Raw genomic sequence first — 19,925 nt, forward strand, 5'->3', positions numbered from 1 at the left:
TTGTCTACACCATGCGAAATGACCATTCCATTATTGAACGTAGCATTACGTTAAAAATCCCCCCAGAGTACGTATATCTCGCGAAATTTAGTTTAACAGCGTCAAAAAACTGTAATCGTATTAAAAAGTTCAATGACGTAGAGACATAAAGTTATTATGATCGATCGGACCATCAAAATACCGTTTGACGTTTTGACACCCGCCGTGAAGGAGGTCGCAGAGATTTGTGATCTTGACACGGCTCTGTCCGTCGTTGCCCATTTTGGCGGCTGCCGGTTTTATGTGCCAACCAAATGGCGTCCGGAGCATGAACTTAACATTATAGGCGAAGACCGGGCAAAAATATTGATTGAACGCATGGGTGGCGGCGAGTTATCAATATCGAAGTCGGCATTTTCAACGGCAGGCTTGCGCTACATGGTAAAGATGTTATCTTGCAAAGGCTGGAAACAGCGTGATATTGCTCGTGCGCTTGATTGCACCATGAAGACAGTGCGCAATATTCATCAGAGCAATCGTTGTCCGGCCGTGACAATAAAAGGTCGGCCCATATTTTTAAACAATCCCAACCAGCTTGATATTGAAGACTATCTCGACAAAAACACTTATGACGGGCATGTTGCCCGTGACGCTTTTAAGTTAAAGAGGAAATAATCGAACACACTTTTGGAAGAGGTGTGTTTGATGCTTTATAAAGCCGATATTTTAGCAATTTGCCCGAAGGCCAAAGCCGCCATTGTCGATGCAATGGTCGATGAGGGCTATAAAGGCGCGTGGGAGCGATTTGGCGTTACCACCCCTGTGGCACAAGCAAAATTTATGGGGCAGATCGTTCATGAAAGTGCAAATCTGACGCGGTTGGAGGAAAAATTAAGATATTCGGCTAAACGGTTATGCGAAGTCTGGCCAAAACGTTTTAAATCAGAAGCAATGGCGCGGCCGTTTGCATTCAATCCTCAAGCACTCGCCAATAAGGTATATGGTGGGCGGCTTGGCAACGATAAGCCAGGGGATGGTTATCGTTATCGCGGTCGGGGACTAAAACAGACGACTGGTAAATATAATTATGATCAGGCGGGCAAAGAATTGGGCCTTGATCTCGTCACGCAACCAGACCTGTTACTTCATGCAAATATCGGCTTCTTAAGCGGTCTCGCGTACTGGAAGGAATTTATTGGCGCAAAAGCTGAAACCGCGAGTGTCAAGGAAATCACCAAAATCGTCAACGGTGGCTATAATGGGCTAGCGGATAGGGAAAACGCTACTGAACGCGCTGAAGATGTTCTCTCTTATGGAACTTATGAACGAGAAATTCTGACAGAAACCGCCCTAGAACTTCTCGAGCCAGGAAGAATTGTAATCCGTGAACTAAAAAAAGGATCAAAAGGAATTGATGTTCGACTACTGCAAGCTCAGTTAGTGGAATTGGGTAATACTATTAGTATAGATGGTGATTTTGGCGTTAATACAACAAACGCGTTAAAAGAATTTCAAGTTCAAAATGAACTCGAAGCCAATGGGATTTATGATAGCAAAACGCGTAACGCTTTACAGCAATCACTGCAAGAACAACGATTAGCGGCTGATCCAACGACTACACATCAAGCACCTGATCTACAACCTGAGCAGCCACCATCATTGCCAGATTTCCCGCTTGAAGCGGCCTTGTCGCTTACCGCCAATATAGTAATTGGTGCGCATGGCGACATCATGGGCGTGAACGAGGTTCAGCCGGAAAAGCTTACAAAAATAAAACGTTATGCAACGGTTTTATGGGGTCTGATTGATGACCTAGGTACAAACCGTGAAACGGAAATCGCAAAGCAAAAATTGGAGACGACAATTTTATGGACTGCAAAGGCAGCCGCAACTAAGTCTGGAGTTTAAAAATGCGTCTTCTTATTTTTCTTCTTACACCGATTTTCATTTTCGTTGCCAATACGGCTTTTGCGGGCGATGACCAGAGTGGAACAACGATATCATTGGCACCACTTTTTAACGAATTGCTCGAGTATATCGTCGTGATTGTTGTTGCTGTCATTGGCTGGGGATTTAGTCGCCTTGCCGGTTATTTGCACAAGTGGCTCGGGATCCGAGTTGATGACAGTCAACGGGCTGTTGTTATGGGCGCTGTCGAACGCGGTGTTAATTATGCGGCCGACCAATTACGTCAAAAGATGGCTGAAAGTAATAAACTTTCGATCGATTTTCGCTCATTACTCATAGCTACAGCTGTTAAATATGTTCAAGCGCGCGTGCCCGACGCATTGAACCATTTCAAACTCACACCGAAAGACGTTGGTGACATGGTTGCGGCAAAACTTGAAGAGTTTGGCACAATCGACAAAATAGCCACCATACCGGCATCGGCGTCAGAAAAATGAGTTCGGCTGATATTCAAGTGGCGGTAAGCATTTGTGCAATGCTTATCACCATCAGCACCGCGGTGTGGTCATGGTTGACTGCTGGTTCACGCAAAAACGAGAAACAAATCATTGCACTTAATGATGTGATAAGCGACCAGGCTAAGCGGCTTGATAAGATGGAAAATGAGATCAAAAACCTCCCATCACAAGACGCCGTTCATCGCATCGAAATTTCGTTAGAACGCATGGGGGGCGATATGCGCGTTTTAACGACGAGCGTTGAGCCCATGAAAGAGTTAGTCGCTCACATCAATGAAATACTGATAGAAAACGCGAAAGGACGGTTATGATTTTTTTTGCAAAATTGGCGAAAAAAATAGATGAGGATGCGCGGCTGTCTATTTTGCAGGCGCTCTCACTCGCCCCCGGTAACGAAATGAATGAATCGGTGCTCGACACCGTTTTGGCTGAATGCGGACACAAGCGATCGCGCGAATGGGTCCGTCAGCAAATGCGGTATCTCGCTGATATTGGCGGTATTGTTATTGACGATGACGGACCGTTGATTTTGGCAACGATCACGCGTTCGGGCTTGGATCACGTCGAAAGGAAAGCTTTTCTTGAAGGCGTAAAAAAACCTAAGCCGGAGTTTTGAAATGGCACATGATGAGGCGACGAAAAGGGAGGCGAGAACTGCTTACGTGCACAAGCGCCTTGCAATGACGTCTATTTCTGTCGTGACCGGTGTTTCGCTTGCAACCATCAACAGATGGAAAAGAGAGGCAAAAGAAGCCGGTGACGACTGGGATAAGGCGCGATCGGCCGCTCTTGTGGATGGTGAAGGCCTATCAGCTCTTATTTCTCAGTCGCTTGAAGATTTTACAGTGCAATTTCAAGCGGTCATGGATGAATTGAAAGAAGATAACAGCATATCAGCTGCCGAAAAAGTGAAGCTTTTGGCAACCATATCGGACGCTTTTAACAAAACAGTCGCAGCAGCACGTCGTGCGGCGCCGAAACTCTCGGAATTGGGCATCGCGTATGACGTTTTACAGAGATTGATCAAGTTTGTTGCGCGCGAAAAGCCAGAATTGGCCGATGTGATTTCGGACGTTTTAGAACCTTTTGGCGACGAACTTGCTGAGGCGTATGATGGCAAATAATTTCGAAAATTTGTTGCCAAGCTCGACCAGGCGTTTAACCGCTAAAGATTTTCAAACGGAGCTTGCAAAACTTGCCGATGAAATGCGCGTTTCAATTGAAGCAAGTGTGTCAGGTTTTGCACCCGGAGAAGCGGCAAAAGCGGCGCGCATAAAAAAAGTACTGGACAAGAAAAATGGTTTCCAATTTTTTGCCACCACTTATTTCCCGCACTATCTCACAAAAAAGCCGAGCTTGTTGCACGAACATCTTTTTTCGCGCTTGCCGGCTGTTGTCGGCCGAGAAAAAGGAGCCCATGATATTGTGGTGGCACCGCGTGGCGCTGCCAAATCCACGTTAGTCAGCCTGATTTTCCCGATCTGGTCTTCTCTTACCGGACTTACCCATTACACAATCATTGTCATGGATGCTTATGCGCAAGCCGCGTTGGCGTTAGAAGCTATCAAGGCGGAACTTGAATCTAACCCGCGACTTGCAATGGATTTTCCAAAATTTACAGGAAAAGGACGCATCTGGCGTGAAGGTGAAATCGTTTTAAAAAACAGCGTGCGTATTGAAGGGGTTGGCGCCGGACAAAAATTGCGCGGGCGCCGCCATGGACCTTTTCGCCCCGACCTTGTTGTTCTTGATGACATCGAAAATGATGAAAATGTCCGTTCACCCGAACAACGCGATAAGTTAGAGACGTGGCTGTTGCGTGCGGTTTTAAAATTGGGTGCAGCCGATGGCAGTATGAATCTTTTTTATATCGGCACGGTTTTGCATCACGACGCAGTAATTTTGCGGATGGCAAGAAAACCGGCCTGGCACTTGGCACGATTTAAAGCGCTGATGAAAATGCCGAACAATATGACCAAATGGGAAACGTGGGAAGAAATCTTGCGTAATGATGGCGAAGGTGCCGCTCATGATTATTATAAAGCAAATAAAGAGGATATGGATGAAGGCGCGGTTTTGAACTGGCCGGATATGCAGTCGCTTGAACAACTCATGATGCAACGCGCCGAAAGTCTTTCAGCCTTTGCTACCGAACAACAAGGTGAGCCAATTGCTGAAAACGCGCCGTTCAAAAATCTTACATATTGGGTTCAGAAAAAAACAGACTGGCGATATTATGCAGCCATTGATCCGTCGCTTGGAAAACAGGGAAAAACGCGCGATCCATCAGCATTACTTGTCGGCGCGTTAGACCGAAGTGAACGCTCTCCTGTTCTTTACGTGGTAGAGGCGCTTATACGCAAACGCTTGCCTGATATGATTATTAATGACGCTATCGCCTTGCAAACTGAATATCACTGCCAATTGTGGCTCGTGGAAAGCGTGCAGTTTCAAGAGTTTTTCCGAACAGAACTCATGAATTACGCTATTCAAAAGGGCATCTATTTGCCGGCAGTGCCGATTAATAACACGTCCGACAAGTCATTGCGTATCGAGCGGCTACAGCCCGCCATAGCGGCCGGCACAATCCGTTTTCATGCAACCCAAACAACACTTATCGAACAATTGACGCAATGGCCTAATTCCGACCACGACGATGGTCCTGATGCGCTGGAGATGCTTTTTACCAATGCCATTCGTTATTCGCAATCAACAGATATGAGCCAAATACGTGCTGTTCCACCGCAAGCGGGCGGAGCAAATGATGTGCTGAAAGGATATCGGCTGTGATAAAAAAAATGACAAAAAAAGCCGAAAACGGACGGAAAACCAAATCCATTTCAACGGAAATGACACGTCTCATAGCAAGCGTCGCAAATGACATAACGATTCAAAATTATGGTAATGTTTTGCGCCCGCAAGATGCGACTTTGTTTGCCAAGGGCAATGGCCGCGGGCTCCGGCTGTATGAAGAAGTCGAAAAAGATGGCCGTGTCAAGGCGCTTCTCGAAAAAAGGAAAGCCAAAGTAACATCGCGCGAGTGGGTTGTTAAAGCCGCGGACGACGACAACGCGCAAGCACAAGCTGCCGCTCAATTATTGGAAAAGGCCCTTAAGGGAATAGCCTTTGATCGTATCACCGGAGACCTCCTCGATGCGACACTTTTCGGTTTTTCGGTGAGTGAAGTTATCTGGGCAAATAAAAACAATCTCATTTTACCGGAAACAATAAAGAAACACAGATGCGCACGTTTTGCTTTTGATAATGAATGGAACTTGCGCCTTTTAACACCTGAAGAACCATTTGAAGGTATTTCCTTGCCAGCGCGGAAATTTATCGTTCATCGGCACGATTGTGACGGTTCTGATCCCTATGGGCGGGGGCTTGGGCGAATACTGTTCTGGAATGTCCTTTTTAAAAGAGAAGGCGTTGGTTTTTGGTCTCATTTTTTGGAAAAATTTACGTCACCCACGCCCTTAGGAAAATATCCTCTTGGCACCCCACCGGAAGAAGTCGATAAGATTGTGCAAATGCTCATGAATTTGGCACAAAACGGTGTTCTTGTTATGCCAATCGGGTCTGAAGTTGAATTTCTCGAATCCTCTCATTCGGAAACAATGTCATATGAGAAGTGGTGCAGATATTGGGACGAAGAATCATCTATAACAGTTCTCGGCGAAACACTAACCACATCACTTGATGGAAATGGTAGCCGCGCAGCCAGCGAAACACATCTGGAAGTCTCGGATGGACTGGCTGATGGTGATGCAGACGCCGTGTGCGAAACTATATCCGACACACTCGTTAAGTGGATTATCGATCTTAATATGCCAGGAGCGCCATACCCCACTGTTTGGCGTCCGCGTACCAAAAACGAGACGGCAATTGAGGACTTGCGCCAAAAGCGTGCTGCCGCCACCAAAGCCGAGATGGACAATATTTCACAGGCCCGGCAATTCGGTTTTATACCGGCTGCCGGTCTTGCCGCGACATTTAGCGAAATTTTTGACAAAGAAATGGTCGAACCAAAACAGACTACGGGTGAGCCAAAGCAGAGTAGCTTTGCAGCTCCTGACAGTGATGACAATGATGCCGGCCATGACAAAGATCACGACATTTCGACGTTGGTCGAACAGCTTGATCAATCAATGCAGCCGATTTTTGGCGGTTGGATTGATCTTATAAAAAAGGAATTGGAAAAGTCGGTTGACGTCGGCGAAGATCTTCAAACGTTCAGTGAAAAAATCTTGACTCTTTACCCTGACCTTCAGCTGACGCCCTTTGCCGACACGCTTGCTTCTGCGTTGGTGGCAGCTGAAGCAAAAGGCCAATCAGACGTGGTAGAGGCTTAAATAATGGGCTTTTTAACACCTTTTCAAGAAGCCATTGACTATTTCCGCCAAAAGGTCAGGCAGCCGACAAAACATTGGCGTGATTTGGAAGGCCGCGCTCATGACCGTGCATTTGTTATAGCCGGAGCGACAAAAGATGCATTTTTGAACGACATGAAGGACGCACTTATTGATGCATTAAAAAACGGAAAAAGGTTGGAAGAATTTGCCAATCAATTTGAAGCCATTGTAGCCAAACACGGCTGGACCGGCTGGACTGGCGAAAAAACACTGGAAGGCCGTGCATGGCGCGCCCGTGTGATTTTTGAAACAAATATTCGCACGGCATATGCTGCGGGCCGTTGGAAACAAATGACTGACCCGAAAATGGTCAAGGTGCGGCCTTTTTGGCAATATAAGCATGGCTTTTTAAGAACTCCAAAGATGCCACGCCAAGACCATGTTGCGCTCGACGGGATAGTGCTTGACTGGAACAATCCGATTTGGCGGGTCATTTACCCGCCGAACGGCTGGGGGTGTTCGTGCGGTGTGCAGCCGCTATCACGCCGCCAGCTTGAACGCTTGGGCAAGACAGGGCCGGATGAAACGCCGGTATTGACGTATCGAAAAGTAAAAGATCCGAAAACAGGTGAAACGCTTGAAGTTCCGAATGGCATCAGTTTTGGCTGGGATCATGCCCCCGGTGCTAATTGGGCTTCAGGGCTCATACCGCCAGAATTGCAAGACGAACTTAATCCATTGCGCAGTGCATCGGATCCCCTGCAACAACACCCGCTCCGTGATATTGCACAGCCGTCAAATGTGGGCACGCTGCCAGATGGAAAGCCAGCGGAATATTATGTTGATGCGATCCTTGCACTTGTTGGCGCAAAACGTGGAGAGAATGGCGCTGTTCTGATACGTGACAAAGCTGGATATGCCATTCCTATCGGCGAAACGATGTTTAAGACAGCGACAGGTAAATGGAAGTCGTTAAAAAGAGGCCGCGCGCAGAACCTCTTGAAGGCTTTTCAAGCGTTAATAGATCCGGATGAAATTTGGGTTGATTTTGAGTCCATGAAGACAACGGGCAGGCAAGTTTTGCGCCGCCGTTATTTGCGTTTTGATGAAAAGACACCGGCAGTCGGTGTTTTTGAATGGGGCCAGGACGGGTGGTCGGGCACTACGCTTTTTCCAATCGATGACGTATCATCAGGAAAGCGCGAAAAATATATAGAAAATCAACGACACGGCCAGTTACTTTACCGACGGCCAACAAAAAAGGGCAATTCGTAACAATTGCCCTTAAGGTCTGGCCTTGGTGGCCGGTTACGCAGCATGGCCTTTCCACCTTTTAAGATAATATAAAATGGACGGAAAATCAAATGGCAGTCGAGATCAAGCTGGTTTTTACTGACGGCGAACAGCAACGTGTCGATCGTGTCCTTGATCATTTGTTGGAAAAAGCCAAGGATGTGAGTGGCGCCTTGGCAAATGTCGGTGAGGCATTACTGGAAACCACATTCGAGCGTTTCCAGACACAGACAGACCCACAAGGCAATAAATGGCAGCCGTTAAGTGAACTCACGAAAAAATTGCGCGGCTCAAGCTCGCCGATCTTAAACCGGACGGGCCGATTGAAAGGGTCGATTGTTTATCAGGTTGATGGCAATGTTTTAAAACTTGGGCCGAATACGATTGATGCAGCGGTTCACCAGTTCGGTGCAACTATTGTTCCTAAAGATAAAAAGGCCTTGCGCATTCCAACCGGCGGTGAAGGCGGGCTATTTATAAAAAAAGCTGTTATTCCGGCCCGGCCATATATTGGTTTTGGCGAAAAAGACGAGCAAGCTGCATTGGATTCAATAGAAGATTGGTTTGATGTAGAGGATGAATTGAATAGCTAAGACCATCACTGGAGTGCGCAATGATGTGGTTAAAATTAAAAAAGATGTTTGTAAAAACAATGGATACATTGGAGACAATGTTGTTGACGCCTGTAAGTGTCGAAGATCGGTTAGTTACAAGCGAAAACCTGAAAAAATTCTATGACGCTGTATATTGTAGCTTTCAAAGTATTGTATTTCTTGCTGCATTAAAATTAGCGATCGAGCGCTATGATACGATAATGCTTAAAATATTTTATTATATTGGGTTTTGTGCATGGACCCTGTATCTATGTGCAGTTATAAATTATATGATTTATGCCATGCTCGAAAGATACACAACAATAGATTTAGAGAGTGAGGGGAGCCGGATTATTTTTAACGGTTTCTCTATTCTTTTGAGTTGGTCGTCGGGTATTTGGGGACCTAAAATAATAGTCGATTTCGTAAATATGAAATTCCCGATAAATTAAAAATGATTTTAAGCTTCGGATAGCACTGGCGGGCTATTTATAAAAAAAGCTGTTATTTCGGCTCGGCCATATATTGGCTTTGGAGAAAATGACGAGCAAGCTGCCATAGATGCCATTGATGAATGGATATGCGTGGAGACTGAACAATGAATAATGAAAGAGCGAGTGATAAAATGGTATTTTGTACTACTCGCATTAGCGTTTATACGCATGACGGTCGCATGACGGTTGGAACAGGTTTTTTTTATACGTGTAAGAACTGTGTCTATCTGGTGACCAATAAGCATTTATTAAAAAATGCTGAAAAGGTCGAATTCAAGCTTTTTACGAAAGATAAAAATGGTAAGTTGGATTATGGCACCTTGGCAACAGTGCGATTGGATGGAGACTATTTGCAAAAATACTCATGCGGTCACCCTTCGGAGAATGTTGATATTCAAGTCGTTGATTTAGTAGGCTGTCAGATTTATAAAGGACCAGATAGAGATCTAATTTTTTCTTTTATTAACGAAAATCTGATACCTGATCAAAAAGGGTTAGAAGATTTATTTGCTATAGAACGTATAACTTTTGTTGGTTACCCGAACTTCATGTGGGATGAGGTCAACCACTTACCAATCATTCGTAGCGGAACGACGGCTAGTCTTTTAACAATCGATTTTAACGGAGAACCAAAATTTTTAATTGATGCTTCAGTTTTTCCCGGATCAAGCGGCAGTCCCGTTTTTATAAATGATGACAGCTGGTATAGTAATCGAAGGGGCGTTCGAATTGGAGTACCAAGGATGCTCTTTTTGGGAGTTATATCCGGCGTTTATATTGAAAGAAAACCAACGAAAATAGAGATTATTCCTGCACCGACGACAAACAGGTCTGTCCCGTTTTTCGAACAGGTACTTAATTTGGGAGTAGTCGAGAAAGCAAAAACGGTCCAAGAAACAGTTGAACTGTGTTATAACAAAATCATGAAAATTTAAGCCGCCAGCGTGACTTTAGAAATTTCATGAAGAATGAGCCGTAAATTTGCATAAAACGCGCCTATGCGCGTTAGATGGCCGTTAGAAACGCCGTTATAAATAAAGCTGCCCCAAGAATGCGGCTAATTGCTTATTCAAAAGCCAAACTTTCTGTTTTTCCATTAAAAAAATAATAAACTCACGGGCAATGTGCCCGTGTTTTCATACCGATCATGCCGATACATTTTGGCGCATGATGGATAACACACACGAAAAAATCTCGGTTGAAATTTGCAGGCCCGGCTGTTTCAAGTCGATGGAAGGCCAGACCATTACATTTTCTGAAAAAGTCTTGGCCGATATTGCCAGCCAGTATCGTAACGATGACGCACCGGTTGTAATTGGTCATCCGGACACGACCGCACCGGCTTATGCGTGGGTTAAGTCACTGAATTACGACGGAAAGAAACGAAGGCTCGTTGCCGATCTTGACAAGATTGAAAGCAATTTTGCCGAGGCGGTAAAGGCCGGCCGATATAAAAAAATATCCGCCTCGTTTTTTCAACCCTGTTCACCTGCCAACCCAAAACCCGGACACTTTTACCTTAGGCATGTGGGTTTTTTGGGCGCTGCTGCACCGGCAATACCGGGCCTAAAGCCTGTCAGCTTTGCCGGTGCAACAACTAACGTAACAACTTTAAACGTGGATTTTAGCGAAATGAACGACAATAAAAGCATATTGGCCCGGCTCAAAAACTGGCTTGTTGAAAAGTTTGGTGCAGAACAAGCAGCACTTTTGACTGATGACGAAGCGGCTAAAATATTGGCGGATAACAGCGAAGACGATAATGGCGATAAAATTGCAGAAGTGAAAAAGCCAAAGCTGCCGCCTGTCAACGATAATGACGAAGAGAAGAAGAAAGCAAATACTTCTCTTTCAGAAAAGGCTTTTAGCGAACGCGAACACGCAATTGCCGAGCGCGAAAAGGAAATTGCCGAACGCGAGAAAAAAGCGGTCCACGTTGCAAATTCATCTTTTGCCGATACTTTGGTTGCCAAAGGTAGCCTTCTTCCTGTCAACAAAGACAAACTTGTGAGCGTCCTTGATGCGGTTGATATGGGTGCCACCGCTGTAAACTTTGCTGACAGTCAGCAAAAACCAGGCGACATTTTCCGCCAAATTTTGTCGGACCAGCCGGAAATTGTGCATTTCGGCGAAGCATTGCCGAAATCGGGGGCAACAGAAAACGTCAGCTTTGCCGCACCGGATAATTATTCAGTCGATCCGGACCGTTTGGAAATCCATAACGCGGCGCTAAGGATTCAACGAAAAACGCCAACCATTTCATACGAAGACGCAGTTAAAGCTGCTGAATCCGGCGATTTTTAACTTTCTAACAAAGAGGTAAAAAATGAAAACAACAATCGCGGCGCTGCAATTTACTGTCATTGCAAGCGCAAAAATAACCGCCGGACAGCTTGTAAGCCCGTCAGGTAAACCGGCGTCGAAGGCAGATTCAGTGTTGGGTGTCGCAATCAGTGATGCAGAAGAAGGCTCGGCTTTTCCTCTGCTTGCGGTTGGTGTTGCTGAATTGGTCGCCGGTGCCAGCGTTAATGTCGGAGACAAATTGTCGGCTGACGATAATGGCCGACCGATTGTAGCAACCGCCGATAGTTTTGGCATTGCGCTGTCGAGCGGCGGAGTTGGTTCAACCGTCACCGTTCTTATTCGCTAATTTTTGAAAGGTTTCCTTAAATGTCACAAATGACCAGCCGGCAGGCGCAAGTGATTGATCCAGTTCTGACAACCCAATCTCGCGGCTACATAAATAGTGAGTTTGTTGGTACTTCTTTGCTACCATTCGTCGATATTCCGAACCGCTCGATGCGTGTTATTCGTTTCGGCAAAGATGCTTTCCGCCGAGCCCTTAACACGCGCCGGGCACCCGGGTCGCAAACACGACGTGTTCAATTCGGCTATCAAAGCGATCCGATTGCACTGAAGCAGGAATCGCTGGAAGCTCAAGTGCCTTATGAATTGCAGCAGGATGCTTCAAAAGTTCCTGGCATTGATCTTGCCAAAACTTCCGTCCGAACAGTGCAGGACATCATCGGACTGGGCCGCGAGGTCGAAATTGCCAACTTGGTGCGCGACCCTGCAATTTACGCGACGGATAACAAAATGTCGTTTGCGGGTTCGGACAAATGGTCGGCTGAAACATCAAAGCCGGCACAGGACGTGAAAAACGCAAAAGAAGCAGTCCGTCGCATGATTGGGCGCGATCCTAACACGCTTGTGTTGGGGCCTGCTGCATTTAACGCGTTGCAAGACCACGCCGCTGTCAAAGAAAAGTTCAAGTATACGTCATCGGAAAGTATTACAAGCGTGCTGCTTGCCAAGTATTTTGACCTCGATACCGTTCTTGTTGGTAAAGCGGTCGCGCTGGCCGACAATGCGGATGATGTGGAACCTGCTTCCGACGTTTGGGGCAATGATGCTGTTTTGGCCTATGTGCCGAAGGGCGGCAACTACATGATACCGGCCTTCGGGTACACTTATCGGCTTTCCGGTTACCCGATCGTCGAGGCACCTTATGACGAGCGCTCAACCAAATCATGGATCTACCCGTATACGGAAGAATATCGCCCATATGTCACCGGCGCGGAAGGTGGCTTCCTTTTCAAGAATGTAGCGTGAGAGGGTGTGATGGCTCAAAAACCTGAACAGGCGGACGGCGAGAAAACGGCGGTGAACATCACCGCCGCGTCGGACCAGCCACCACAAAACAAAGCTGACGTTGAAAATTCTCAAACATCGAAAGCAAAGGACGATAAAAAGACCGTTGATCAGAAAACGGCGGCGAATGCCACTGTCGTACCGTCAAAGCCGCAACAAAACAAAGAGGACGTTAAAAACGCCCAAACATCGACAGAAAAGGACAATAAAAAGGCCGCGAAAGCGCAGCTTTATGAAGTGTTGTTTCCGGTCAAAATAAACGGCAAACGGAATGAAATCGGCGCCAAAATATCGCTCGATCAAGCCGACGACGCTGTTGTTGACGAGCTTGTTTCGACAAACGTCATCAAAAAGGCATAACAGAGATGACCGAACCGAAATATCTTTCCGAAGCAGAATTTGCAAATCGGTTGAGTGAAACTGAAGCCGACGGACTTCTCGGTACAGGCGGGCGGGACAACCGCACGCTTGATCTTGAACGTGCAACTTCCGTTTTATTGTCAGCCGATGATCTCATTAACGGTTATGTGCGTGCCCGTTACCGGCAAAATTTTACGGTAATACCGCCGATTTTGGCAGACATAGCATTCGATATTGCCCGTTACAAATTGCGCGGCCAAGGTGGTCAATCGTCATCGATGTCGGATTTAGTGCGGCAACGATATGAAGACGCGATCGCAACGTTAAAAGATATTTCAGCCGGAAAAATCACACTTGATGCGGACGGTGATGGCGAACAACCGGAGCCTGGTACCCATGGGCAAACGGTAACGGGATTTATGCCGGCCTCGCGCATGAAAAAGGCTTTTGGGGGGTACTTATGACCGAAATAACAGACATGCTGACGCATATCGAGAAAGCAATTATTCGCACGCTTAAACAACAATTGCCGCAACAAATAAATCGAATTGAAGCGTTTGATGATCGCGCCGAGGAATATGATTTTCCGCAAGGTGATGGCGGTGCTGTTTTCGTCCTCTACACGGGGTCAAGCTATGGTCCAAATGATGATGCACCATCAAGTGCCTATGCCCCTCGCCGCACAATTCGTTGGCAAGTTTACGTGCTTGTTCGGTCGTTAAGAGGCAAAAACAAAGGTGATATTGGTGCCAATAGCGCCATAGAGGCGGTAAGACTGGCTCTTCAAGGACAGTCTTTATGCGGCGCGACACCATTTTTAATTCAATCTGACAAACTAGACGCCCGCATCGACGGCGGCTGGCGCTATGTCCTTGACTTCACCCACCATATTCCGGCGGTCGCTGATATACGTTTTGATGCGGCCGAAAATCCCGCTTTTGAAAGGAATTGACATCATGAAATTTCAATATCTGGGCGGGTTACAAGCCCGTAAAATTGAAGAAAAAGGCAAAGTGATTTTCGACGGTAATTTTGTGCCGGGTCAAAATTACGAGCTGCCAGCCGAGAATGACGAAATAAAAATTTTAGTCAACCTTGGCCTATTTGCACCGGTTGATGAAGAGCCGCAAAAACAAACACTGCCGACTGTCGTAAAAAAGAAGGATACCAAATAATGTCTGTTAATTTTCACCATGGTCCCGAAATTATTGAAAGACGCGAAGGCGCCGGCATTATTCGTGACGTAAAATCGGCTGTAACATTTATTGTCGGTACGGCTCCGATCGAGGACATTTACGATACACCGGAAAAGCGTAAAAACGTGATTAATAAACGACTTGTCATCCGCTCGCAAAAAGAAGCCGTTTCATTGCTTGGACCACAAAAAGCGGGCTACACCTTGCCGGAAGCGATAAGCGCGATTTTCAATAAGGTGCAGGATGGCCAAGGTGGCGGCACGATTATCGCGGTCAATGTGTTTGATCCGGATAAACACAAAAATGACGATGGCAAGCCGGACCCGTCAATGGTGGTTGCTTCCGATATCGTCGGCGGGTTCGACGAAGCGGGGCAAGCAAGCGGTTTTCAACTTGCCTATGGCACTTTTAACGAGCTCGGGTTTTTCCCGAAAATTTTGCTGGCACCGCGATTTTCAACCCACATCGGTGTGCGCACAGGCATGAATGTTATTTCCAATAAAATTCACGCTATCGATATTTCCGACCTGCCGGCAGGCTTAACGATCCAGCAGGCTGTCGCTTCACGCGGGGTTGGTGGCGAATATAATACCGCCTCCGATCGGTCTATCCTTACTTATCCGCAAGTAAAAGCATATGATCCGGTTGTGGATGATGTCGTTAACCAGCCATTCAGCCAACATTTTGCGGGCGTGATTGTCGCCACGGATCTGGCGCAAGGCTATCATTATTCGCCATCCAACAAAACAATGACGGATGTTGTCGGAATGGAACGTGATATCTCTTACCATCCGGGTGATTTATCGTCCGACACCAATGCGTTGAACGAAGTCGGCATTGTTACAGTCATGAATATGTATGGCCGTGGCTTTCGTGCCTACGGGAACCGATCGGCGGCTTTTCCTTCGGATATCAGCCAGCGCAGTTTCATTCAAACGCGCCGCACAATTGATATGATTCATGAATCGGCTGTGTATTACCTTCAGGAACGCATTGATGCCATCGCAACCAACTTGGGAATTGAGCAGGTCGAAGATGACGTGAACGCATTTTTGCGGAAGAAAGAAGGCGAAGGTGTTCTTTACGGTGGGCGTTTTAGTTTCGACCGTACCAAAACGACAGCGCGCGATGTCGCTGATGGGCACTTCTATTACAACTTGAAGTTAGCACCGGTGGCGCCGATGGAGTGGCTGACCGTTGAAAGCTATCTAGACATCAATCTCATTAAAGATGCCCTTGGGCTCGCCGCATAAGGAGGTTAACCAATGAATCCGATACAACTTGGCCAAATAACCAACGGCTATCTATACCTCGATGACAATAAACTGACAGGTCGGGTAAAAGAATTCAAAATTGGCGAAATTGGCTACAAAATGGTGAGCCATGAAACGCTCGGTCAGATTGGGGTTTTGGAACTACCAAGCCGCGCGGTTGATGCGTTGAAAGCAACGTTAGAATTGCAATATCCTGATCTCGAACTTGATGCACGGCTGAAAAACCCTACAAAGGCCTGCAAATTTACGCTCAATAGTTATCTCGATATTTTCGGTGCGGAAGGCCTTGATGAGGAAAAACAGGGTCGGCTTATTTCCACAGTCACGACACTGCCTGCTAAAAAAGGTGACACAAGCTTTAAGCTCGGTGAAGCGGCAACAACAAGTTACGACCTTTCAATTACTTCGTTGGTGCAAAAATTTTCCGGTTCGTCGACACCAATTTTTGAATACGACCTTTTTGCCGGTATTCATCGCATCAACGGCAAAGATGTTTGGCCGCAATAACTTTTCATTTGCCGCGTCTGCTATCCCTTGGGCACCACGCGGCTGGCCGGGCAGATGAACCGTCTCCCGCTGCCCGGCCTTTTTTCCAACAGCTAAATAAAGGCAAATATTATGAGCGAAGAAAATAAAAGCGAAGGCACGCAGAATACACAGACTGTAAAGTTGAAACCGGACTTTTCGACACATGATGTTGTTCTGGAGCGTTCGCAGATTAAAGTTACCATACCCGAAGATTGGCACATTTCAGACACGCAAGCAGCGCAGCGCATTGCCGCCGGCAAAGCGGGGATGATGCAACTCGCGTTAATCCAACGTGTTTGCCTCTTCAATGGCGAACGTTGGACGATTGGCCAAATCGAAGAAGCCATTAACGGGCGTGATTATTTTCAGCTTCTGGGCGAATTTTTCGGTAACGAAGAGGAAGACAACCAGGAAAACCCTTAATACCAGCCGCGCAGGATATCGAGTGGCTTGTAACGCGTGGTTGGGATTTCAACACTCTAATGCAATTATCGAGTTGTGAGTTTTTTTACTGGCTTAACATTGCTGTTTCAAGCGCCAAAAAAGAACAGGAAGCCATCGAGGCGGCAAAAAATGGTTGAAAGCGAGGGATTTAGATGAAATTTTCACTTATCCTCGAGGCAGTGGACAAAGCCACGAAAACCATTTCGGCTGTTTCAAAGGCTGAAAAAACCTTCAACGATTCCGCGCTTCGGGGCGCGGAAAAAGCTGCTAACGCCTATGAAAAAAGCGCAAAGGCAGCCGATAAAGCAGCCGTTGCAAGCGAAAAAGCAGCAAAAGCCGAACAAGCTCATGCCGCCGCCGGCGCAAAAATGGAGCAGCTCTCGGCAAATCGTGTAAAAGGTTGGCGGGCGGAAGAAATGGCGGTTGGCCGGCTCAATAAAGTTATTGAGCGGTGGATTAATTTACAAGCGTTCAAAGGTGGACGTGCAGGTTATCGGATCGGCACAGGTCTTACAAATATAGCCGGCGGTGGCATGTCCGTCGGCAAATATGGCGCGTTGCTCGGTGGTGGAGCAATAGCAGCGGGTTCATTTGCGTTTGCGGCCGGCATGTCCGGTGCAAAGGAAGCGCGGAAATATCAAACCCTTTTAATAGCGATGAAGGGCGTCACCAAGTCGGCCGAAGAAGCAAAAATCGCTATGGACTGGATTGAAAAAGCACAGTTGCCGCCATATGGCCTGGAAGACCTAACACACAGCTACATTCAATTGAAAAATGTGGGAATCGATCCGGCCAACGGGTCACTGCAAAATATTGCCGATATGGCAGCCGGAACTGGAAAAAATATCGACACGGCCGCGAAGGCCTATACCGGCGCAATCAAGGGTAATTTGTCAACGCTAAAGCTTTTCGGCATTACCGCCAAAAAGAACGGGAAATATGTTGACTATATGTTCGCTGGCAAAGACGGCCGCATGAAAAAATATAAAGCAGTTGCCGGCAACCGGTCAAGCAATGCGGCTGCGATCGATAAAGTTGTGAGCGCCCGCTTTGGCGGTTCGAGTGCTGCCTTCGGCAAAACCTGGGACGGGTTGATGTGGAAGCTTACCGACGCGTGGGACAACGCGAAATTGAAAATCATGAACAGCGGCCTGTTCGATTTTCTCACGCAAAAGCTCGACATGGTGGTGAGCCTCATAGATCGGTGGGGCGCTGATGGAACCATCGACCGGTGGTGCGAAAATATTTCCCGGGATTTAATAGCAACAATGACAGTCGCCTGGGCGGTGGTTGAAAAGCTGTCCATCGCGGGGCAAGCCATTTTTAATGTGTTGGATAAAATATCCGGCTATGTCGGCGGGTGGGAAAATATGGCTATCATTTTGCTTGCTTTGCCGGTTGTGCCGGCTTTGGCGCGAATGGCCATGGGCTTTATACAAGTGGCTCAAGGTATTGGTGTTTTTATCGGCATCGGCGGCAAGGCTATTGCACTTTTTGCGCAACTGAACAATTTTAGCCGGCTTGGCGCGGCTTTTCGCCTTTTGCTGACACCAATCGGGTTGGTCACAAAAAGCTTTATCACGATGGGCATTGCCTTCATGTCAACTCCACTCGGATGGGTTGTCGCCGCTATAGCAGCCATCGCAGCTGGTGCTTATTTGATTTACAGAAATTGGGACAAGATTGGCCCGTGGTTTAAAAATATATGGGCAAAAACCAAGCAGATTTTTGCGGATTTTTGGAATTGGGTCAAAGGTCTTTTTTCGTGGGACAATGTGTTTACGGCTATCAATTGGTTCAGTTATTTGGTGCCAATCCGCTGGGTTGAATTCATTCCGGGCTTTCCTGGCTGGCAGACAGTGATTTCAATCTTCTCTTGGGACAATTTTTTAACTGTATTAAGCTGGTTAAATTATCTTTCACCCCTTAATTGGCTTGATTTTATTCCGGATTTTCCCAGCTGGCAAAACATTATACAATCCGACACTGTTCAAGTTGTCATGAATAACATCGTCAAAATGTTTGATGATGCAAAAGGCAAAATACAAAGCGTTTTTACGACCATTGGTGGCGCTTGGAAGTTTGTTAAAGATCTGTTTTCTGGCGGCACCAAAGAAGCTGCGGTCAACATTGTCGCGCAAGATCCGGCTGCCATCTCTGCGGCAAATGCTGAAGTCGAAAAACTATCGGGAAAGCTCGAAGCACTCTCGGCAATCGATTTTTCTAACACCAAGGCGGCTTTGACGGGGCTGCAAGATAAAACAGCTGAAACGATAGCGAAAGCGGGGGGGATCGAACGGGCGTTTTCTGTTGCAATTTCTGCTGCCCGAAGTGTTTTAGCGGCTGCAAATTTTGAAAGTCACGGCGCCGCATTGATGAGGACATTTGCAATAGGAATTCGTAACGGTGCCGGCAGCGCAATCGCTGCTACCCGTGATGTTGTTGGACAAATTCGGGATTACTTACCGCACAGCCCCGCCAAACGCGGCCCGCTGTCCGATTTAAATAGGGTTCGCTTTTCCGAGACTCTTGCCAAAGCAATAAAACCCGCGCCGGCAATTGCTGCTGTCGAAAGGGTAACAAGCGGAATGCGCAACGCTTTGTCCGGACCATTTTCATCAACAATCAATCCAATGCGGCCGGCATTATCTGCCGGGCTTCCAGCCGGGGGCAATAACGGTGGACATGGAACGGTGTCAATCAATTACGCGCCTGTTATCAATGTAGCGGGAAATGCCTCGTCCCGCGAAATGGGCGACGTTATGCGTCAAGCGCTTGCCGAATTGCAAGCAAAATTGCCGTCAATGCTGGATAAAGTGGCAGCGGCGAAAAAACGGCGGGAGTATTGATCATGTTATTGAGTTATTTGGGCGACATAATACTGGGCACATTTGGCTCAAACGATTATCTGACCGGCCCGACATCCGACAAACTCAAGCATAAAAATACGTGGGCGCGGCATGATGTTATTCGTGGCAAACCTGTTCTGCAAGAAATTGGCCAAGAGTTAGACGAGCGGACTTTCGGTTTTTTCTTCGACGAAACATTTTGCACCCCCACAAACCAGTGGTCACGGTTATGGACTGCTTATCTTGCAAAAACGCCGATGCCATTTGTTACGCAAACCGGCTTTTCTGGCGTTCGTTATGTGGTCGAGGGTTTGGACAAAGACAATTTGAAGACGACGAAACGCGGCGGCACAGTTGTTCGTATGGAATGCTCGATGACATTGATTGAAGCGCCGCTTATGAACCCGCTGGATGCCGTTATCAATAACATCCGCACCGGCGCGGGTTTTGGCAGTGTTGAAGCCAATCCGGCAGCGAAAAAATAGA

24 protein-coding genes are annotated in these 19,925 nt (G+C 47.0%); all 24 read left to right on the plus strand.

Going from position 1 to position 19,925, the window contains the following annotated elements; translation table 11 throughout:
• Nucleotides 1-156: 156 nt before the first annotated feature.
• The 24 genes from H3V12_RS06790 to H3V12_RS06905 all read left to right on the plus strand — a co-directional run bounded on the left by H3V12_RS06790 (nucleotide 157) and on the right by H3V12_RS06905 (nucleotide 19,924).
• Nucleotides 157-654, plus strand: coding sequence for a helix-turn-helix domain-containing protein (locus tag H3V12_RS06790; protein ID WP_198213953.1), 498 nt, complete (start codon nucleotides 157-159; stop codon nucleotides 652-654).
• Nucleotides 655-684: 30 nt separating this feature from the next.
• Complete coding sequence (locus H3V12_RS06795) at nucleotides 685-1,887, plus strand: peptidoglycan-binding protein (protein ID WP_198213961.1); 1,203 nt, start codon at nucleotides 685-687, stop codon at nucleotides 1,885-1,887.
• A gap of 2 nt (nucleotides 1,888-1,889) precedes the next feature.
• On the plus strand, nucleotides 1,890-2,384 hold the full coding sequence (locus H3V12_RS06800; protein WP_198213963.1) for a hypothetical protein: 495 nt from the start codon (nucleotides 1,890-1,892) through the stop codon (nucleotides 2,382-2,384).
• The gene (locus tag H3V12_RS06805) at nucleotides 2,381-2,716 is read left to right on the plus strand and encodes a DUF2730 family protein (protein ID WP_198213965.1); all 336 of its coding nucleotides are present in this window, start codon (nucleotides 2,381-2,383) and stop codon (nucleotides 2,714-2,716) included. The genes H3V12_RS06800 and H3V12_RS06805 overlap by 4 nt, the downstream gene beginning before the upstream one ends.
• On the plus strand, nucleotides 2,713-3,021 hold the full coding sequence (locus H3V12_RS06810) for a hypothetical protein (protein WP_198213967.1): 309 nt from the start codon (nucleotides 2,713-2,715) through the stop codon (nucleotides 3,019-3,021). The genes H3V12_RS06805 and H3V12_RS06810 overlap by 4 nt, the downstream gene beginning before the upstream one ends.
• Before the next feature lies 1 nt (nucleotide 3,022).
• On the plus strand, nucleotides 3,023-3,529 hold the full coding sequence (locus tag H3V12_RS06815; RefSeq protein ID WP_198213969.1) for a DUF1804 family protein: 507 nt from the start codon (nucleotides 3,023-3,025) through the stop codon (nucleotides 3,527-3,529).
• On the plus strand, nucleotides 3,516-5,195 hold the full coding sequence (gene terL / locus H3V12_RS06820) for a phage terminase large subunit (RefSeq protein ID WP_198213971.1): 1,680 nt from the start codon (nucleotides 3,516-3,518) through the stop codon (nucleotides 5,193-5,195). The genes H3V12_RS06815 and terL overlap by 14 nt, the downstream gene beginning before the upstream one ends.
• Nucleotides 5,192-6,757 carry a DUF935 family protein gene (locus tag H3V12_RS06825; protein WP_198213973.1) on the plus strand — a complete coding sequence of 522 codons (1,566 nt, stop codon included), beginning with the start codon at nucleotides 5,192-5,194 and terminating at the stop codon, nucleotides 6,755-6,757. The genes terL and H3V12_RS06825 overlap by 4 nt, the downstream gene beginning before the upstream one ends.
• 3 nt (nucleotides 6,758-6,760) lie before the next feature.
• On the plus strand, nucleotides 6,761-8,032 hold the full coding sequence (locus H3V12_RS06830) for a PBECR2 nuclease fold domain-containing protein (protein ID WP_198213975.1): 1,272 nt from the start codon (nucleotides 6,761-6,763) through the stop codon (nucleotides 8,030-8,032).
• Between the two features lie 89 nt (nucleotides 8,033-8,121).
• Complete coding sequence (locus H3V12_RS06835) at nucleotides 8,122-8,643, plus strand: phage virion morphogenesis protein (RefSeq protein WP_198213977.1); 522 nt, start codon at nucleotides 8,122-8,124, stop codon at nucleotides 8,641-8,643.
• Nucleotides 8,644-8,663: 20 nt separating this feature from the next.
• A complete protein-coding gene (locus tag H3V12_RS06840) occupies nucleotides 8,664-9,095 on the plus strand; it encodes a hypothetical protein (RefSeq protein ID WP_198213979.1) in 432 nt (143 codons plus the stop codon).
• A gap of 146 nt (nucleotides 9,096-9,241) precedes the next feature.
• On the plus strand, nucleotides 9,242-10,072 hold the full coding sequence (locus tag H3V12_RS06845) for a trypsin-like peptidase domain-containing protein (protein WP_198213981.1): 831 nt from the start codon (nucleotides 9,242-9,244) through the stop codon (nucleotides 10,070-10,072).
• Between the two features lie 232 nt (nucleotides 10,073-10,304).
• Entirely contained in the window at nucleotides 10,305-11,441 is a 1,137-nt protein-coding gene (locus H3V12_RS06850) for a hypothetical protein (protein WP_198213983.1), read from the plus strand.
• Between the two features lie 22 nt (nucleotides 11,442-11,463).
• Complete coding sequence (locus tag H3V12_RS06855) at nucleotides 11,464-11,787, plus strand: DUF2190 family protein (protein ID WP_198213985.1); 324 nt, start codon at nucleotides 11,464-11,466, stop codon at nucleotides 11,785-11,787.
• Between the two features lie 20 nt (nucleotides 11,788-11,807).
• Nucleotides 11,808-12,749 (plus strand): major capsid protein, encoded by a 942-nt coding sequence (locus tag H3V12_RS06860; RefSeq protein ID WP_198213987.1) that lies wholly within the window; start codon nucleotides 11,808-11,810, stop codon nucleotides 12,747-12,749.
• A 9-nt stretch (nucleotides 12,750-12,758) separates the two neighbouring features.
• Nucleotides 12,759-13,148 carry a hypothetical protein gene (locus H3V12_RS06865; RefSeq protein WP_198213989.1) on the plus strand — a complete coding sequence of 130 codons (390 nt, stop codon included), beginning with the start codon at nucleotides 12,759-12,761 and terminating at the stop codon, nucleotides 13,146-13,148.
• Nucleotides 13,149-13,153: 5 nt separating this feature from the next.
• Nucleotides 13,154-13,612 carry a DUF1320 domain-containing protein gene (locus H3V12_RS06870; RefSeq protein WP_198213990.1) on the plus strand — a complete coding sequence of 153 codons (459 nt, stop codon included), beginning with the start codon at nucleotides 13,154-13,156 and terminating at the stop codon, nucleotides 13,610-13,612.
• Entirely contained in the window at nucleotides 13,609-14,100 is a 492-nt protein-coding gene (locus H3V12_RS06875; protein ID WP_198213992.1) for a Gp37 family protein, read from the plus strand. The genes H3V12_RS06870 and H3V12_RS06875 overlap by 4 nt, the downstream gene beginning before the upstream one ends.
• Nucleotides 14,101-14,104: 4 nt before the next feature.
• Entirely contained in the window at nucleotides 14,105-14,323 is a 219-nt protein-coding gene (locus tag H3V12_RS06880) for a hypothetical protein (RefSeq protein WP_198213994.1), read from the plus strand.
• Complete coding sequence (locus H3V12_RS06885; protein WP_198214001.1) at nucleotides 14,323-15,597, plus strand: phage tail sheath subtilisin-like domain-containing protein; 1,275 nt, start codon at nucleotides 14,323-14,325, stop codon at nucleotides 15,595-15,597. Before H3V12_RS06880 ends, H3V12_RS06885 begins: the two co-directional genes overlap by 1 nt.
• Before the next feature lie 12 nt (nucleotides 15,598-15,609).
• Nucleotides 15,610-16,125, plus strand: coding sequence for a phage major tail tube protein (locus H3V12_RS06890; RefSeq protein WP_198214011.1), 516 nt, complete (start codon nucleotides 15,610-15,612; stop codon nucleotides 16,123-16,125).
• Between the two features lie 111 nt (nucleotides 16,126-16,236).
• On the plus strand, nucleotides 16,237-16,569 hold the full coding sequence (locus tag H3V12_RS06895; protein ID WP_198214013.1) for a hypothetical protein: 333 nt from the start codon (nucleotides 16,237-16,239) through the stop codon (nucleotides 16,567-16,569).
• A gap of 173 nt (nucleotides 16,570-16,742) precedes the next feature.
• Nucleotides 16,743-19,439: a hypothetical protein gene (locus H3V12_RS06900; RefSeq protein WP_198214015.1), complete on the plus strand. Its 2,697-nt coding sequence runs from the start codon at nucleotides 16,743-16,745 to the stop codon at nucleotides 19,437-19,439.
• Nucleotides 19,440-19,441: 2 nt separating this feature from the next.
• A complete protein-coding gene (locus H3V12_RS06905; protein WP_198214017.1) occupies nucleotides 19,442-19,924 on the plus strand; it encodes a phage tail protein in 483 nt (160 codons plus the stop codon).
• Nucleotide 19,925 lies beyond the last annotated feature (1 nt).

The organism is Bartonella sp. W8167, assembly GCF_016100335.1.
Classification (GTDB): Bacteria; Pseudomonadota; Alphaproteobacteria; order Rhizobiales; family Rhizobiaceae; genus Bartonella; species Bartonella apis.

Coding starts and splice junctions, on each gene's coding strand:
- H3V12_RS06890 (WP_198214011.1), top strand. CDS start 15,610: ATGAATCCGATACAACTTGGCCAAATAACCAACGGCTATCTATACCTC.
- H3V12_RS06905 (WP_198214017.1), top strand. CDS start 19,442: ATGTTATTGAGTTATTTGGGCGACATAATACTGGGCACATTTGGCTCA.
- H3V12_RS06790 (WP_198213953.1), top strand. CDS start 157: ATGATCGATCGGACCATCAAAATACCGTTTGACGTTTTGACACCCGCC.
- H3V12_RS06835 (WP_198213977.1), top strand. CDS start 8,122: ATGGCAGTCGAGATCAAGCTGGTTTTTACTGACGGCGAACAGCAACGT.
- H3V12_RS06900 (WP_198214015.1), top strand. CDS start 16,743: ATGAAATTTTCACTTATCCTCGAGGCAGTGGACAAAGCCACGAAAACC.
- H3V12_RS06895 (WP_198214013.1), top strand. CDS start 16,237: ATGAGCGAAGAAAATAAAAGCGAAGGCACGCAGAATACACAGACTGTA.
- H3V12_RS06805 (WP_198213965.1), top strand. CDS start 2,381: ATGAGTTCGGCTGATATTCAAGTGGCGGTAAGCATTTGTGCAATGCTT.
- H3V12_RS06885 (WP_198214001.1), top strand. CDS start 14,323: ATGTCTGTTAATTTTCACCATGGTCCCGAAATTATTGAAAGACGCGAA.
- H3V12_RS06830 (WP_198213975.1), top strand. CDS start 6,761: ATGGGCTTTTTAACACCTTTTCAAGAAGCCATTGACTATTTCCGCCAA.
- H3V12_RS06855 (WP_198213985.1), top strand. CDS start 11,464: ATGAAAACAACAATCGCGGCGCTGCAATTTACTGTCATTGCAAGCGCA.
- H3V12_RS06870 (WP_198213990.1), top strand. CDS start 13,154: ATGACCGAACCGAAATATCTTTCCGAAGCAGAATTTGCAAATCGGTTG.
- H3V12_RS06800 (WP_198213963.1), top strand. CDS start 1,890: ATGCGTCTTCTTATTTTTCTTCTTACACCGATTTTCATTTTCGTTGCC.
- H3V12_RS06810 (WP_198213967.1), top strand. CDS start 2,713: ATGATTTTTTTTGCAAAATTGGCGAAAAAAATAGATGAGGATGCGCGG.
- terL (WP_198213971.1), top strand. CDS start 3,516: ATGATGGCAAATAATTTCGAAAATTTGTTGCCAAGCTCGACCAGGCGT.
- H3V12_RS06865 (WP_198213989.1), top strand. CDS start 12,759: ATGGCTCAAAAACCTGAACAGGCGGACGGCGAGAAAACGGCGGTGAAC.
- H3V12_RS06850 (WP_198213983.1), top strand. CDS start 10,305: ATGATGGATAACACACACGAAAAAATCTCGGTTGAAATTTGCAGGCCC.
- H3V12_RS06840 (WP_198213979.1), top strand. CDS start 8,664: ATGATGTGGTTAAAATTAAAAAAGATGTTTGTAAAAACAATGGATACA.
- H3V12_RS06880 (WP_198213994.1), top strand. CDS start 14,105: ATGAAATTTCAATATCTGGGCGGGTTACAAGCCCGTAAAATTGAAGAA.
- H3V12_RS06845 (WP_198213981.1), top strand. CDS start 9,242: ATGAATAATGAAAGAGCGAGTGATAAAATGGTATTTTGTACTACTCGC.
- H3V12_RS06875 (WP_198213992.1), top strand. CDS start 13,609: ATGACCGAAATAACAGACATGCTGACGCATATCGAGAAAGCAATTATT.
- H3V12_RS06795 (WP_198213961.1), top strand. CDS start 685: ATGCTTTATAAAGCCGATATTTTAGCAATTTGCCCGAAGGCCAAAGCC.
- H3V12_RS06860 (WP_198213987.1), top strand. CDS start 11,808: ATGTCACAAATGACCAGCCGGCAGGCGCAAGTGATTGATCCAGTTCTG.
- H3V12_RS06815 (WP_198213969.1), top strand. CDS start 3,023: ATGGCACATGATGAGGCGACGAAAAGGGAGGCGAGAACTGCTTACGTG.